General features: G+C 68.5%; 9 protein-coding genes. 4 read left to right on the forward strand and 5 right to left on the reverse strand.

Annotated features, from left to right (window positions below; genetic code table 11):
- Positions 1–51: 51 nt before the first annotated feature.
- Positions 52–1,278 (reverse strand): LCP family protein, encoded by a 1,227-nt coding sequence (locus tag ACLM5J_RS20050; RefSeq protein WP_413658448.1) that lies wholly within the window; start codon positions 1,276–1,278, stop codon positions 52–54.
- A 75-nt stretch (positions 1,279–1,353) separates the two neighbouring features.
- Positions 1,354–2,331 carry a UDP-glucose 4-epimerase GalE gene (gene galE, locus ACLM5J_RS20055; protein ID WP_413658449.1) on the reverse strand — a complete coding sequence of 326 codons (978 nt, stop codon included), beginning with the start codon at positions 2,329–2,331 and terminating at the stop codon, positions 1,354–1,356.
- Positions 2,332–2,416: 85 nt separating this feature from the next.
- On the opposite strand from galE, the gene ACLM5J_RS20060 reads away from it, so the two are divergent.
- Together ACLM5J_RS20060 and ACLM5J_RS20065 are read left to right on the forward strand one after the other, a co-directional pair.
- On the forward strand, positions 2,417–3,229 hold the full coding sequence (locus ACLM5J_RS20060) for an N-acetylmuramoyl-L-alanine amidase (protein WP_413658450.1): 813 nt from the start codon (positions 2,417–2,419) through the stop codon (positions 3,227–3,229).
- 19 nt (positions 3,230–3,248) lie between these two features.
- Positions 3,249–4,169, forward strand: a complete 921-nt coding sequence (locus ACLM5J_RS20065) for an alpha/beta hydrolase (protein ID WP_413658451.1) — start codon at positions 3,249–3,251, stop codon at positions 4,167–4,169.
- 34 nt (positions 4,170–4,203) lie between these two features.
- Here the strand turns inward: ACLM5J_RS20065 and ACLM5J_RS20070 are convergent, their stop codons facing one another.
- Both ACLM5J_RS20070 and ACLM5J_RS20075 read right to left on the reverse strand, forming a co-directional pair.
- Entirely contained in the window at positions 4,204–5,151 is a 948-nt protein-coding gene (locus ACLM5J_RS20070) for a bile acid:sodium symporter family protein (RefSeq protein WP_413658452.1), read from the reverse strand.
- A gap of 178 nt (positions 5,152–5,329) precedes the next feature.
- Entirely contained in the window at positions 5,330–10,600 is a 5,271-nt protein-coding gene (locus ACLM5J_RS20075; protein WP_413658453.1) for a PKD domain-containing protein, read from the reverse strand.
- Between the two features lie 163 nt (positions 10,601–10,763).
- Here ACLM5J_RS20075 and ACLM5J_RS20080 point away from each other — a divergent pair, with 163 nt between their 5' ends.
- The gene (locus ACLM5J_RS20080) at positions 10,764–11,726 is read left to right on the forward strand and encodes a formylglycine-generating enzyme family protein (protein ID WP_413658454.1); all 963 of its coding nucleotides are present in this window, start codon (positions 10,764–10,766) and stop codon (positions 11,724–11,726) included.
- A gap of 114 nt (positions 11,727–11,840) precedes the next feature.
- Here ACLM5J_RS20080 and ACLM5J_RS20085 read toward each other — a convergent pair whose 3' ends face one another.
- A complete protein-coding gene (locus ACLM5J_RS20085; RefSeq protein WP_413658455.1) occupies positions 11,841–13,394 on the reverse strand; it encodes an AMP-binding protein in 1,554 nt (517 codons plus the stop codon).
- 141 nt (positions 13,395–13,535) lie between these two features.
- On the opposite strand from ACLM5J_RS20085, the gene ACLM5J_RS20090 reads away from it, so the two are divergent.
- Positions 13,536–13,937: a hypothetical protein gene (locus tag ACLM5J_RS20090; protein ID WP_413658456.1), complete on the forward strand. Its 402-nt coding sequence runs from the start codon at positions 13,536–13,538 to the stop codon at positions 13,935–13,937.
- Positions 13,938–13,949: the final 12 nt, after the last annotated feature.

Here is a 13,949-nt window from a genome sequence, read left to right on the forward strand (position 1 = left end):
AGTCAGACCGTGTCATCGCAGAATCTCGACCAACGTGGCTGGACATCACAGCTAGTCGACCTGGTCCGGCGAAGGCAGCTGCCCGACCTGGTTCTTGCTGAGCCACGGTTCGAACTGGTCGTTGGCGATCGCTTCGAACATGGTCAACGCGCTGGGGAAGTCGACCTTGACGACGCTGGCCCGGCCTTCGGTGCCCGAGCCGTTGTTCGGCAGCGTGACGAAGCGGATACCGGACGAACGCAGGTGCCTGCTGGAAAGGGCGAGCTCGCGCATCTTGGCCGAGGTGAGCCCGTCGTCGACGGCGATCAGTTCGGAGAGCTTCTGGGTGAGCCGGGTGACCCGGACCGGGTTTAGCAGGGTGCCGCGGCTGGCCAGCTTGTCGAGCAGCGAGCGGAGGAAGTTCTGCTGGCGGTGGATCCGGTCGAAGTCGCCGCCGGGCAGACCGTAGCGCTGACGGACGTAGCCGAGCGCGGGCTTCCCCTTCAGATTGTGGTAGCCGCGTTCCCAGACGCCGCTCGGCTTGTACCTCGGGTCGGCGCCGACCTCCTGGGGCACGAAGACGGTGACCCCGTCGACGACCTCGCTGATGTCCTCGAAGCCGCCGAAGTTCACCACGACGACGTGGTCGATGTAGATGTTGAAGTTCTTCTCCACGGTGCGAACCGCGAGCTCGGGCCCGCCCCAGGAGAACGCTGCGTTGATCTTCGACTTGCCCTCACCCGGGATGTCGACCCAGGAGTCGCGCGGGATCGAGACCACCTGGGCGGAGCGTCGTCCGGCCTCCAGGTGGACCAGCATCATGGTGTCGCTGCGGAACGCGCCGCGCTCCCACTTGCCGCTCTCCAGCATGTCGTAGACGTCGGGGCCTACGTTCTCGGAGTAGTCGAGGTCGTCGACGCCGAGGAAGAGCAGGTTCATCTGGTCGCCGGCCACCCGCGCCGGTCGGTCACCGCCGTCGATCGGGAAACGGGTGACGTCGTCCATCTCGCGGTTCAGGTACCAGAGCCAGCCGACGATGATCAGCAACAGCACCAGGGCGATCGCCAGCAGCGTGGTCAGTGCCTTGTGGCGTCGCAGCCAATGGGTGAACCGGCGGAACCGGGAACGCTGACGCCGACGGCGCTCGCGGACCTTGATCCCGCCGGCCAGGGTGGCCTCGGTCTCGGGGGAGCTGCGGTCGGCAGCAGGCGACGACGCGTCCGGTTCCTGGTACGCGTTCGCCTCGTCACCACCACCGCCCTCGTGATCGTGGGGACCAAAACTGTTGTGACCGTTCATTGCCACCTCGGGTCTTATGTACTGCTCCCACTGCAGATGGTAGGGGAGTACACCTTCTTTGAGGTGGAATCCGGTCTACCTCGGGTAGGTGTCTCCGGCTGCCTGCCGTGCTGCCCAGGCGCTGGCCACCATCTCGCGCAGGCTGTGCCGCATCTGCCAACCCAGGTCGCGGGCGGCGAGCTCGCCGCTGGCGACGATCTGGGCGGGGTCGCCGGCGCGGCGCTCGTGCACCTCGGGGGTGAAGTCGAGGCCGGTCACCTCGCGGATCGTGTCCATGATCTGGCGCACCGACGAGCCCTCGCCGCTACCCAGGTTGTAGATCCGCTCCACCGGCTGGCCGGCGTCCAGGCGCTGGGCCGCGGCGACGTGAGCGAGGGCGAGATCGGCCACATGCACGTAGTCGCGGACGCAGGTGCCGTCGGGGGTGGCGTAGTCGTCGCCGTTGATCCGCGGGGTGGCCCCACGCAGCAGCATGTCGAAGACCAACGGGAAGAGGTTGTGCGGGCTGGCGTCGAAGAGCGACTCCTGGCCCGAGCCGACCACGTTGAAGTAGCGCAGGCTGGTGTGGTTGAGGCCGTAGGCGACGCCGGCGTCACGGAGCATCCACTCGCCGATCAGCTTCGATTCACCGTAGGGCGATTCGGGGTTGGTCGCGGTGGTCTCGGTGACCTTGTCGACGTCCGGCGTGCCGTAGGTGGCGGCGCTGGAGGAGAAGACCAACTTGTCGACGTCGGCCTCCTTCATCGCCCGCATCAGCACCAGCATCGCGGTGACGTTCTGCTCGTAGGTGTGCAGCGGTCGCTGCACCGAGACGCCCGCGTACTTGTAACCCGCAACGTGAATCACGCCGGTGACGGCATGCTGCTTGAGGGTCGAGGCGACCAGGTCGGCGTCGAGCAGTGTCCCCTGGACGAACGGGACGTCGTCCGGCACGAAGCCGGCGAACCCGGTGGAGAGGTCGTCGAGCACGACGGTGGGCAGGCCTGCCTCGCGCAGCGCCTTCACCACGTGTGAACCGATGTATCCGGCGCCACCGGTGACCAGCCAACTCATTGCGTGCTCCTTCTGTACGACCAGGTTGTTCGTCGCCGGGGGTAGCCTGCGACGGGGACCAACCCTAGTCGGGAGGGAGGAAGCGATGCGGATCCGCGCCTGGTTCGTGGCAGGGACACTCGTCGCGACCCTCTCCGCTTGCTCGGGGCCCGCAGGGCCCGCCGCGCAGGTCCCCGACACCGTCGAGGGGTCCTCCAGCACGTCGAGCACCGGGCAACCGTCCCGCGCCCGGCCCTTGGCGGGGCGCACCATCGTGATCGACCCCGGGCACCAGGTGGGTAACCGGAACTTCCCCGCGCAGATCAACGCGCTCGTCGACATCGGGGGATCGCGGAAGCCCTGCAACACCACCGGGACCGCGACGGACGACGGCTACCCGGAGGCCACCCTCACCTGGCAGGTGGCCCGCTCGCTCACCCGGAGGCTGGAGAAGCTGGGCGCCACCGTGGTGCTGACCCGGAGCAGCAACAGCGCGCGGAAGTGGGGGCCGTGCGTCGACGTCCGGGGCCGGGCCGGCAACCGGATCGGTGCCGATCTCAAGCTCAGCATCCATGCCGACGGATCGCTGAGCCGGGGAGCGCACGGCTTCCACGTGATCGCGCCGCGGCGCAGCGCTGCTCAAAAGCCGCAGGTCCAGGCGCGTTCGCTTCGACTCGCCAAACAGGTTCGGGCAGCGCTGCGCCACGAACGGCTTCCGGCTGCCAACTACATCGCGGGTGGCGACGGGCTCGACGTAAGGGGCGACCTCGGCACCCTCAACCTGGCGAAGATGCCGACCGTGATGGTCGAGCTCGGCAACATGCGGTCCGCAGCCGACGCGGCGCGGATGACCCGCAAGGTGGGACGGGAACGCTATGCCCGCGCGCTGACCCGCGCGATCCGTTCCCATCTGGGCTGATCGCCCCTACGCTGCCGCCATGGCTTTGGAACCTCAGACCGCTGGACTTCTCCAATTCTTGGCCGACTCCGGCTACCCGCCGATGCACGAGGGCAGCGTGGACGACGCCCGCAAGGGAATGGTCGCGATGGCAGCGGTCTGCCGCATCGACGGCGGGCCGATCCCGGTCGAGGTCAGCGACCTGGAGGTGGCCGGCAGGCCTGCGCGGTGCTACCGGCCGGTCGGTGCCGACGCGGACCTGGTCGAGCGCCCCACCGTCCTCTTCCTGCACGGCGGCGGCTTCGTGATCGGCGACCTGGAGACCCACGACCAGCCGTGCCGCCGGCTGGCGCGGGATCTGGACGCCGTCGTGGTGGCCGTCGACTATCGACTGGCCCCCGAGCACCCGTTCCCAGCAGCCAGCGACGACGCGCTGGCCGCAGCCCGGGAGATCGCCGGCGACCTTGCCTCCTACGGCGGCTCCGAACAGTTCGGGGTGGCCGGTGACAGCGCCGGCGGCAACCTGGCCGCCTACGTCGCCCAGGAGGTCCCACAGGTCACCGCGCAGCTGTTGATCTACCCGGTGGTGGACGCCCTGGGCGACTACCCCTCGCGTGAAGAGAACGCCGAGGGGTACCTGCTCGAGGCCGCGACCATGGTCTGGTTCTTCGGCCACTACGTGACCGCCCCCGTCGAGCCGACCGATACCCGGCTCTCGCCCCTGCACGGGGTGCGTGCCTCGCTGCCGCCCGCCGTCGTGGTCACGGCCGGCTTCGATCCGCTTCGCGACGAAGGGCTGGCCTACGCCGACGCGCTCCGTGACGCCGGGGTCGAGGTGGAGGCCATCCACGCCGACGAGTTGATCCACGGATTCCTCGACATGGGCAAGTTGAGTCCCGGCTCCGAGCAGACCGTCAGCGCGATGCACCAAGCGTTTGCCCGCGCGCTCAATGTGACCTGACGGCGTATCTTCCGGCAGGAATTGCGCCGTCAGCTCACATTGAGGCGGGCTGCCAGCGGCGGGCGATGCTGGCGCAGGTCAGCAGCTGGATCTGGTGGAAGAGGATCAGCGGCAACACCACCATGCCGATCCCGGAGGCCGGCAACAGCACCGTCGCCATCGGAATGCCGGAGGCCAGCGACTTCTTCGAACCGCACATCACCAACACCACCCGGTCGCCCCGCGGCAATCGGGTCTCGCGGCCCACGAACCAGGTGATCGCCAGGACGATCGCCAGCAGCGCGATCATCACCGCGAAGAGGACGGCCAGATCCAGCGCGGAGACGGCCGACCAGACCCCCGCCTCACGGGCATGGCTGGCCGCCGCGAAGACCGCCAGCGTGATCGCGCCGCGGTCGCTGAGCGAGATCGCCTGCGGGTGCCGCTTGACGGCGTCAGCGAGGAACGGGCGGGCCAGTTGGCCCAGGATGAACGGCAGCAGCAGTTGGGCGGCGACCTTCGCCACCAGGCCGGTGGAGAGGGTCAGCGTGCCGCCCATCAGAGCAGCGGCCAGCAGCGGTGTGATGAAGACGCCGGCCAGGTTGGATAGTGAAGCCGCCGACATCGCGCCGGCCACGTTCCCCTGGGCGATGGAGGTGAAGGTGACCGACGACTGCACGGTCGACGGAAGCAGGCAGAGGAAGAGCACGCCCAGCGCGAGATCCTCCGGCAGCACCGAGTGCGGGATCAGCGTCGTCAACAGACCGAGGGTGGGGAAGAGCAGGTACGTCGCGGCGATCACCAAGGTGTGCAGCCGCCAGTTGGCGAGCGCTCGCCCGGCCTCCTTCGGCGCGATCTTGATGCCGTAGAGGAAGAAGACCCAGAAGATCCCTGCTGCGACGACGCGGTCCATCCAGACCGCTGCTTGACCGTCGAGTGGCACGGCGCTGCCGACCAGCATCGCCCCCACGATGGCGACCATGAACGGGTCGAGGCGCTTCACCTGGCCAAGCCTTCCCATGCGTTGCTGACTCCCATGGCCCGACAGGTGGAGTCACGCATCGGCGCACGGCGTACAGCATCGCATCATGGCAGCAGGTCGAAGAGCACCCGACAGGTGCCCACCCCCGCCCGTCCTCGGGAGCGCGGGTGGGCACCCGCCAGGTCACTGTCGTCCGGTGCTAGCCGACGGTGACCTGACGGGTGGTCGTGGTGGCCCGTCCCCAGCCGTCGGTGACGGTGAGGGTGACGGTCCAGGTACCGGCAGTGGCGAAGACGTGGTTCGGCGACGTCGATGTTGAGTCGGCGGTGCCATCGCCCCAGTTCCAACGGATGGAGATGGAGTCGCCGGTGTTCGGGTCCGTCGATCCACTGGCCGAGAAGTTGCAGGAGAGTCCGGCGCAGGCAGGGGTGTTGAAGACTGCCGTCGGCGGTTGGTTGCCGGCCGGTTCGACGATGGTGACCGTACCGGTCGCCGTCGCCGTGGCTCCCCATTCGTCGCGAGCGGTGAGCGTGACCGTGAACGTCCCGGCGGAGGTGTAGGTCCGGGTGGGTAGCGGGCCCGATCCGGTGCCGTTGCCGAAGTTCCAGGTGTAGGTCAGCGTCGCCGCGTTCTCATCGGTCGAGCCGCGAGCGTCGAAGGTGCAGACGTTCGAGGTGCACGAGGTGGTGAAGCTGGCCACCGGCGGGTTGTTCGGCGGCTGGGTGACGGTGACGTGCCGTTCACTCGGCGGGTCGGTGACCAGGTCGTGGTTGTCGACGGCGCGGACCCGCACCGTGTACGCCCCGGCCGGGACCACCGGCGTGGTGTAGGAGAAGTTGGAGCCGGGCGTACCGGGGCTGGTCAGGAATGCGGTGCGCCAACTCGCGGTGGTGCTCGTGAAGGTGCCACTCGAACTCATCCACCGACCTGCGGAGTCGATGATGCCGACCTCGACGCGTTGCATCGCGTTGTTGTCCTCCGCGCGTCCGGAGACGAAGATCCGGCCGTCGGCGAACGTGGTGCCCTCGGTGGGGGAGAGCAGGTTGTCGGTCAACGCCGGCGGGGTGTCACCGGGGTAGATCCGGTACCGCGCTGTGGCCCCTGAGGTGGAGGAGTCCTGTTGTCCTGCGGAGTCGTAGGCCAACGCTGTGACTGCCCAGTCGCCCTGGGTCGGCAGCGTCACCGGTAGGGAGAAGGTGGTCGAGGTGGCACCGGGGCTGGCCAAGGTGGCCGGCAACGTCGCAAAGGCCGCAGACAGGGTGCCGTTCGGCTGGAGGTAGCGGTTGGTGTCCTGGTCCTCCAGGGAGATCCGTACCGAGGCGACGCCCTTGTCGTCGGTCGCGGTGCCGGTCAGGTTCAGGCTGAGTGACTGGCCACCGGTCTGGGTGCCGGTCACCGCGAGCAGCCCGTTGGGCGGAGCGTCGCCCGGGATCTGCGCGCTGAGCGTCAGCCTGCCCTGGTTGGCGGACGACGTGCCCAGGCCGAGTTGATCTTCGGCACGGATGCTGAAGGTGTAGGTGCCCGGGGTCAGGTTGAACGGCGTCGTCCAACTCCAGTTGTAGGAGCTCTGGTTCAGGTTGGCCGGTGAGATCCGATGCCAGCCGGCGATCGCGTCGACACCCCAGGTGCCGTCGGCGGCGAGGTTCTCGCGGGTGGTGCTGTTGCGCAACTGGATCTCGATCAGGTTCAGCGACTCGTCGTCGTTGGCCGTGCCCGAGAAGGTCAGCGGTGCGCCTGGGGTCACCACCACCGTCTGGGCGGACGTCGGCGGGTTCATCACTGCAGGTTGGGTGATCGAGACGGTCGGCGGCACACCGTCGGTGGTGACGATCCAGGACCGGTCCGCGGTATCGAGATCGGCCTGCCCGGCGGTGTCGGTCGCCTTGGCCTGCACCTTCCAGGTGCCCTCGTAGGGAACGGTGATCTCCTGCGACCACGTGGTGCTCAGCGCGCCGACCACGTCAGGCTGGAATCGGAAGGAGTAGTTGCTCCCCGACACCGTGCCATCCGGTTGCAGGTAACGGTTCTGAGCATCGCGCACGGTGAAACTGACCGAGTTGACGCCGAAGTCGTCGGTGGCGGTGCCGGTGACCGTGAAGGTGGTCGTGTTGATCACACTGGACGACGGCCCGGTCACGTTGGTGTTCGGCGGCTGGTCCGAGAGTCCGAAGGTCTCGATCTTCTTGGTGGCCCGGGTGTTGTCCGCGGTGCCGTTCGTGGCGACGGTGCGGGCCGAGATCACCAGTTCCCGGTTGCTGGTCATGGTGATCGGGATCGACCAGGTGCGTTGGCTGCCGGTGCCGGCGAGCGTGGCGTTGAACGTGTTGCGGGTGGTCGATCCCCACGTGGTCAGGTCGTCGTTGAGATAGCGACGGGTGCCGCGGTCCATGACGTCGACCTCGACCCGCTGCACTCCGGCCGCGGCACTCGCCGTCCCGGAGATCGTGAACGGCTCGTTGACCGGCTCGATCCGGCCCTCGATGGGGTCGACGATCGTGGTCTCGACGCCGTTCGAGGCGGCCACCGTGTTGAAGTCGTAGAAGGCGATCCGGCCCACGTTGTAGCCACCCTGGGTGGTGGCGTCACCACCGGTGAAGAGGCCACGCGGGGTCAACTCCATCGCTTTGTTGCCCTCGTAGGAGTTGGAGCCCGGGTTCCATTCCAACGCGGTGCCGTCGGCAGGGTTGAGCGCGCCGACATGGAACCGCTTCACCACGGCGTCGCCGAGACCGTAGCCGGAGAGGCCCTGGCCGGTGCCGTAGCCGACGTCGTCCAGGCCCGGCCACGGCTGCGGTGCGGTCGGGGACTCCTGCCAGGCGAAGTGGCCACCCACGTAGACCGCGACCTCGGAGATGGCGATCGAGTAGACGGAGTCGAAGTGCCGCGAGATCCACAGCGGCTTGACGTCGTCGCTACCCCCGCCGTCCATCGGGAAGGCGATGACGGTGTCGTTGATCGGCGGACGGTCGCCGCCGGAGCCACTGGTCACCGCGAACCAGGAGTCGTCGGGGGCGATGTCGCCGCCGTAGACCCGCTGGATTCCGCCGACGAACTGGAGGTTGTCGTCCCAGATCTGGCTACGCCAGTTGGTGAGCTTCCCGGTACGGGTGTTGATGATGGCGACGCCGTAGCGGTCCTGACCGTTGACCTGGCGGCCGGTGTGGACCACCAGCAGCCGGCCTTCGTCGTGGGTCAGCTTGAGCCGCTGCACGGTGAGCTCACCGTTGGTGCCGATGCCGCCGGTGATGTTGTTGACGAAGTCGCTGCGGACCACGCCGGTAAGGGCGTCGACGGCGACCAGGCCGGAGCGGGGCACGTTGTTGATGCTGGTGAAACGGCCACCCGCGTAGACCGTCGAGTCGGTCACCGCGAGTTCGGCGACCTTGGCGTTCGCGTTGGCGGTGAACGCCGTGACCGGTGCACCGGTGGCGGGATCGATCCGCGCGATCGCCTTACGTGACAGGCTGTTGACGGTTCCGAAGTTGCCGGCCACATAGAGCCGGGTGCCGTCGGGAGAGGCCTCGACGGCCTCGACGCCACCGTTGCCGAAGACCGGTCGGAAGGCGGTGTCGATGACGCCGGTGTTCGGGTTGAAGGCGATCAGGCCGGCTTGGTTGAAGGTGGTCTGGGTGCCGTTGCCCGACGCGTTGCGCGCCGAGGTGAAGCTACCGGCGATGTAGGCACGGGTGCCGACGATCTCGATGTCCCAGATCTCGCCGTTGGAGATCAGCGGTGTGTTGGTGCGGGGCACATCGGGGACCAGTCGGTTGTGGTTCGGGACCGGCTGGCTGGCCATTGCCGTCGCGGTGTGGCTGACCTGGTCGGAGTGGGGTCCGTCGCTCACGGTCAACGTCACCGTGCGGGTGCCTGCGGTGGCGTAGGTGTGGCTCGGGGAGATCCCGGTCCCGGTCTGGCCGTCGCCGAAGTTCCAGGCGTAGGTCAAAGTGTCGTCGGCGTCGGGGTCGAAGCTGTGCGAGGCGTCGAACTCACAGGTCCGGCCCGCACATCCGAGGGTGAACTCCGCCGTCGGCGGCTCATTGGTATCGGTGGCGTCCAGGCCGGGGTCGACGAGCACGGAGAAGGTCGCGGTCCGTCCCGCGGCCGGGTCGACGGTGGCCGAGCGGGCGGCGACCGAACCGGTCGGCACGTCGGCGGTGTCGGCCACCAGCATGCTGACCTTGCCGGTCCCGGTGCTCGCGGTGGTGCCGCGCTGGGTGGCTCCGGCCGGCGGCGTCCAGGTGGTGACGTTCGAGGACTTCTCGCTCCAGATGTTGAGCAGCCACCGCTGCGGTTGGTTCGAGGTGAGGGCAGGCGCGGTGGGGGTGGCGGTCGATCCGTCGACGCCGCCGACCGCCGATGAGGCGACCGTCGGCACGCCGGTACTGCGGTAGACGCTCACACTCATCACCGACTTGGCGAGCGCGCTTCCGCTGACGCTGACGTCACGGTCGGCGTCGGCAGCGGTGGCACTGCGGCTCCAGAGGCGGGCGCGGATGCCGTTGCCGTCGCGGACCTGCAGCAACTGCCAACCGGGGACGGCGTCGTCAATGGTGGAGGTGCTGGTGTTGGTGATCAGGCTCATCACCAGGAGGTCCTGCGGCTTGGTCTCAGACGGGATCCGGACGGTGTGGTTGGTCCGGTTCCCCTGGCTGGTGGCGGTGGCGACATGGCTCACCTCGCCCTGATCCACCGGATCGGGGGTGGTGCCGGGGGAGAGCGCGACCGCGATCAACGCCGTCCGGGAGACGGCTTCGGAGGTGGTCGCGGTCCCGGCGTTGGCGGTTCCGGTGGTGACCGGACCGGCGGAGTCGCTGACCACGGCACTGACCCGGCCGGTACCGGTCGCCGCGGCGGTGGTGCGGCTGGCGCTGGAGGCGGGCAAGGTCCAGGTGGCGGTTGCGGAGGACTTCTCCGACCACAGGTTGACGGTCCACGATCCAGCGTCTGCGACCGCGACGTTGGGAGCGGCGTGGCTGGCGGTGGAGGCGTCGGAGCCGGTCACCGCGCTCGCCGTCACGGTGACGGAGCCGGTGCTGCGGTAGGCGCTGATCGCCATCACCGACTTGGCGGTGGCGCTGGTGTTCACGGTGATCGTGCGGCCGGCGTCGCCGGTGGTGGCGGTGCGGCGCCACGCGCGGGCCCGGATGCCGTTGCCGTCACGGCTCTGCAGCAGCGTCCAACCGTCGACAGTGTCGGCGACCGTGCTGGTGGTGGAGTTGGTGGTCAGGAAGAGGACCAACTGGTCGCCAGGCGTTACGTCGTTGGGGATCTGCACCACATGGGCGGTGCGGTTGCCGGCGGTGCTGTTCGCGCCGACGAAGGTGAGTTGACCGGTGGCGGCGGTAGCCGGCGGGGAGAGCAGGGCAGCGGTCGCGAACGGGATCAGCAGAAGGAGAGCTGCACCGACCGAGCGGAAGCGCCGACGGCGCTTGGCGGTCGTGTTCGTGGAAGGCGTGACTGACGTATGCACCGGAACCCCCAACGGTTCAGTCCGATCGGGGCCGACCGGACACATCTGAGCTTCCGCCCGTTGCTAGGGAAGGGGCATGACCCATATCAGATAACGTCCGAGCTTCCTCCCGCTCAGGAGCAGAGGATGATGCTGAGCTGCGGCGGTGTGATGGACTTGGCCCATGACGTCGGGAAGCCCGTGCTGTGCCCCTACTCCGGTGACCGGGCTGGCGATGCCGCAGCTCCGTCCGCAGGCGGCCCCTGCCGGGAGGCCGGAGCCGAGTGCGCGGAGCACGCGGGGGCAGATCTCGTTGCCCGGTGGTCGATTCCTGATGGGCGACGCCTTCGATGAGGGGTATCCCGCGGACGGCGAGCTTCCGGTGCACCCGGTGGAGATCCCCGGTTTCTTCGTTGACGCGACGACGGTGACCAACGCCCAGTTCGCCACTTTTGTTAAGGCGACCGGGTACCGCACCGAGGCTGAGGAACTGGGCGTTTCGGCGGTCTTCCACCTCGCCTTCGACGGTGACCCGGCGGACGTCTCGCACCAGGTACCCGAGGTGCCGTGGTGGTTGGCGGTCCGCGGCGCGGACTGGCGGCACCCGGAGGGGCCGCACTCGGATGTGTCGAAGCGGGCCAACCACCCGGTGGTGCAGGTGACCTGGAACGACGCGGAGGCCTACTGTGCCTGGGCCGGTAAGCGACTGCCGACCGAGGCCGAGTGGGAGTATGCGGCGCGGGGTGGGCTGGCGCAGTCACGCTACGCCTGGGGCGACGAGCTGACGCCGCGCGGACGGCACCGTTGCAACATCTGGCAGGGCGAGTTCCCGCAGACGAACACCCTCGACGACGGGTTCTTGACCACGGCTCCGGTGAAGACCTTCCCGCCGAACGGTCTGGGGCTCTACCAGACGGCGGGCAACGTCTGGGAGTGGACGGCCGACTGGTTCGCCGCCGACTACTACGCCACCTCACCCGTCGACGACCCCCGTGGCCCCGCGGACGGCGTCGCCCGAGTCATGCGCGGCGGCTCCTACCTGTGCCACGACTCCTACTGCAACCGTTACCGGGTTGCCGCCCGCTCCTCGAACACGCCGGACTCGGCGTCGGGGAACATCGGGTTCAGGTGCGCCAACGACGCCTGAGGCGGACGCCGGAGGTCGAGCCTGCCGAGACCCCGTTGGTCGAGCCTGTCGAGACCCCGTTGGTCGAGCTTGTCGAGACCCCGTTGGTCGAGCCTGCCGAGACCCCGACAGCGATCAGCGGAGTTGGTAACCCTCCGACGTCGCATCCCAGATCTCGCCGCGCAGCTGCCGGTCGATGGCCCGCTTGATGATCTTGTTGGAGCCGGTGCGTGGCAGCTCCTCGACGACCTTGATGTGGGCGGGGGACCACTTGGTGCCGAGGTCGGGCTGGGTGTCGAGGAAGGCCTGGAACGCCTCCGGGTCGAAGGGGTGGTCGAGCTCCACCACCGCGAGCACCGCATCGCCGACGATCGGGTCCGGGGTCGCCACCACAGCCACTCCGGAGAAGCCGCTGTAGCGCAGCAACAGCCGCTCGATCGGGGCGGCGGCGAGGTTCTCGCCGTCCACCCGCAGCCAGTCGCCGTTGCGGCCCGCGAAGTAGAAGAAGCCGTCGGCGTCGCGGTAGGCGAGGTCGCCGGACCAGACCCAACCGTTGCGGAGCCGGTCTGCGTCCGCCTCGGGGTTGTTCCAGTACCCCTCGAAGAGCTGCGCCCCTACCTTGTTGACGATCTCGCCGATCGCCGCGTCGCCGTTGGTCAGTCGGCCCCGCTCGTCGAAGACGGCGGGCGGGCATTCGAGCAGGGTCTCCGGGTCCAGGACCACTGTGCCCTCGGGGGCGCGGCCCAGCGAGCCGGTCGGCGTCTCCGGGGTCCGCATGATCCGGATCTCGCCCTCGCTGGAACCGAAGGAGTCGATCACCTTGCAGCCGAACCGTTCGGAGAACCGGGCGATGTCCCGCTCGGAGGCCTCGTTGCCGAACGCGATCCGCAGCGTGTTGTCCGCATCGTCGGGGCGCTCGGGCGTAGCCAGCACGTAGTTGAGCGGCTTGCCCACATAGTTGAAGAAGGTGACACCGTGCTCGCGGACGTCGGGCAGCCAGTTCGACGCGGAGAACTTGCGACGGATCACCACGGCGGCACCTGACGAGACCGCGGGCGCCAGGCCCGCCATCACCGCGTTGGAGTGGAACAGCGGCATCACGATGTAGAACGTGTCGTCGGAGGTCAACGCCCGACGCTCCTGCTGAGTGACGGCGAGCATCCCCATCCGGCGCTGGGTACAGATCACCGCCTTCGGAGCGCTGGTGGTCCCGGAGGTGAAGACCAGCGACATGATCACCTCAGGTGCAGGCAGTTCGTCGATGACGGCGGGTTCCGTCGCGGCCACCTTCCCCGCATACTCCTCGGCGTCGACCTCGAGGATCGGCGGCAGGTCCAGTAGACCGTTGAGCAGGTTGCGGCGGGCACCGTCGACGACGACGAACTGGCACTCGGTGAACGCGATGTCACGCGCCAGGTCGCTGCCCCGGCGGGTCGGGTTCAGGCCGACCACGGTGGCGCCGTCGAGGGCTGCTGCCAGCCACCAGAAGACATGCTCCGCGCTGTTCTCGCAGAAGATCCCGATATGCCACGGTGCCTCGTGGTTGCGGTGCGGCCGGATCAGGGTGACTCGACGGCGCGCCTCGAGCACGGCCTCGCGCCAACTCCACGACTCGCCCTCGAAGATGATCGCGGTGCTGTCGTCGTCGGATCGGGCCAGGATCAGTTCTGCGAAGGTGGGGCTGCTCACGCCCAGCACCCTAAGGGGTGCGGCGCGCAGTTTCGGGGGTGCTCCCGCTCCGCGGGGACTTTGAGCCCGCGCGGGCCGGGGTAGGCAGGCACCCGGGGGTCCGGGCAGTGGGCCGACGTGAAAGATCGACGAGGGGTATCGATGAAGCGAATTGCCACCGGTCTGCTGGCCGTGGCCGCGATGAGCGCTGCACTGTTGACGCCGACAGGCGCGGCCAACGCGGCGATCTCCGGATCCGACTTCGCGACCAAGAAGCAGGCGCAGCGCGGCGTGAGCACGATGCGCGCTGTCCTGCGCAACTGCCGCTCGTTCACTCTGGACGGGATCAAGGTCACGATGACACCGGTTTCGCTCCCGAAGCTGGGCGCCGATCGCGTCGCGGGCCAGAAGACGATGACGGAGCCCGGTTCGACACGTCGGTTCGCCGGCGTCGTCATCCGCAAGGGCAACAAGCTGATCCTGGCGCAGGTCAGCAATGTGCCGAGTTTCAGCACCAAGAAGCTCACCAGGCTGGCAAAGCTGGCCTACCGACGCGCCACCTGAGCGGCGCCGTCC

This window comes from Nocardioides sp. Bht2 (genome assembly GCF_047308515.1).
Classification (GTDB): domain Bacteria; phylum Actinomycetota; class Actinomycetes; order Propionibacteriales; family Nocardioidaceae; genus Nocardioides.

Coding starts and splice junctions, on each gene's coding strand:
- ACLM5J_RS20050 (WP_413658448.1), bottom strand. CDS start 1,278: ATGAACGGTCACAACAGTTTTGGTCCCCACGATCACGAGGGCGGTGGT.
- galE (WP_413658449.1), bottom strand. CDS start 2,331: ATGAGTTGGCTGGTCACCGGTGGCGCCGGATACATCGGTTCACACGTG.
- ACLM5J_RS20080 (WP_413658454.1), top strand. CDS start 10,764: ATGACGTCGGGAAGCCCGTGCTGTGCCCCTACTCCGGTGACCGGGCTG.
- ACLM5J_RS20090 (WP_413658456.1), top strand. CDS start 13,536: ATGAAGCGAATTGCCACCGGTCTGCTGGCCGTGGCCGCGATGAGCGCT.
- ACLM5J_RS20060 (WP_413658450.1), top strand. CDS start 2,417: ATGCGGATCCGCGCCTGGTTCGTGGCAGGGACACTCGTCGCGACCCTC.
- ACLM5J_RS20065 (WP_413658451.1), top strand. CDS start 3,249: ATGGCTTTGGAACCTCAGACCGCTGGACTTCTCCAATTCTTGGCCGAC.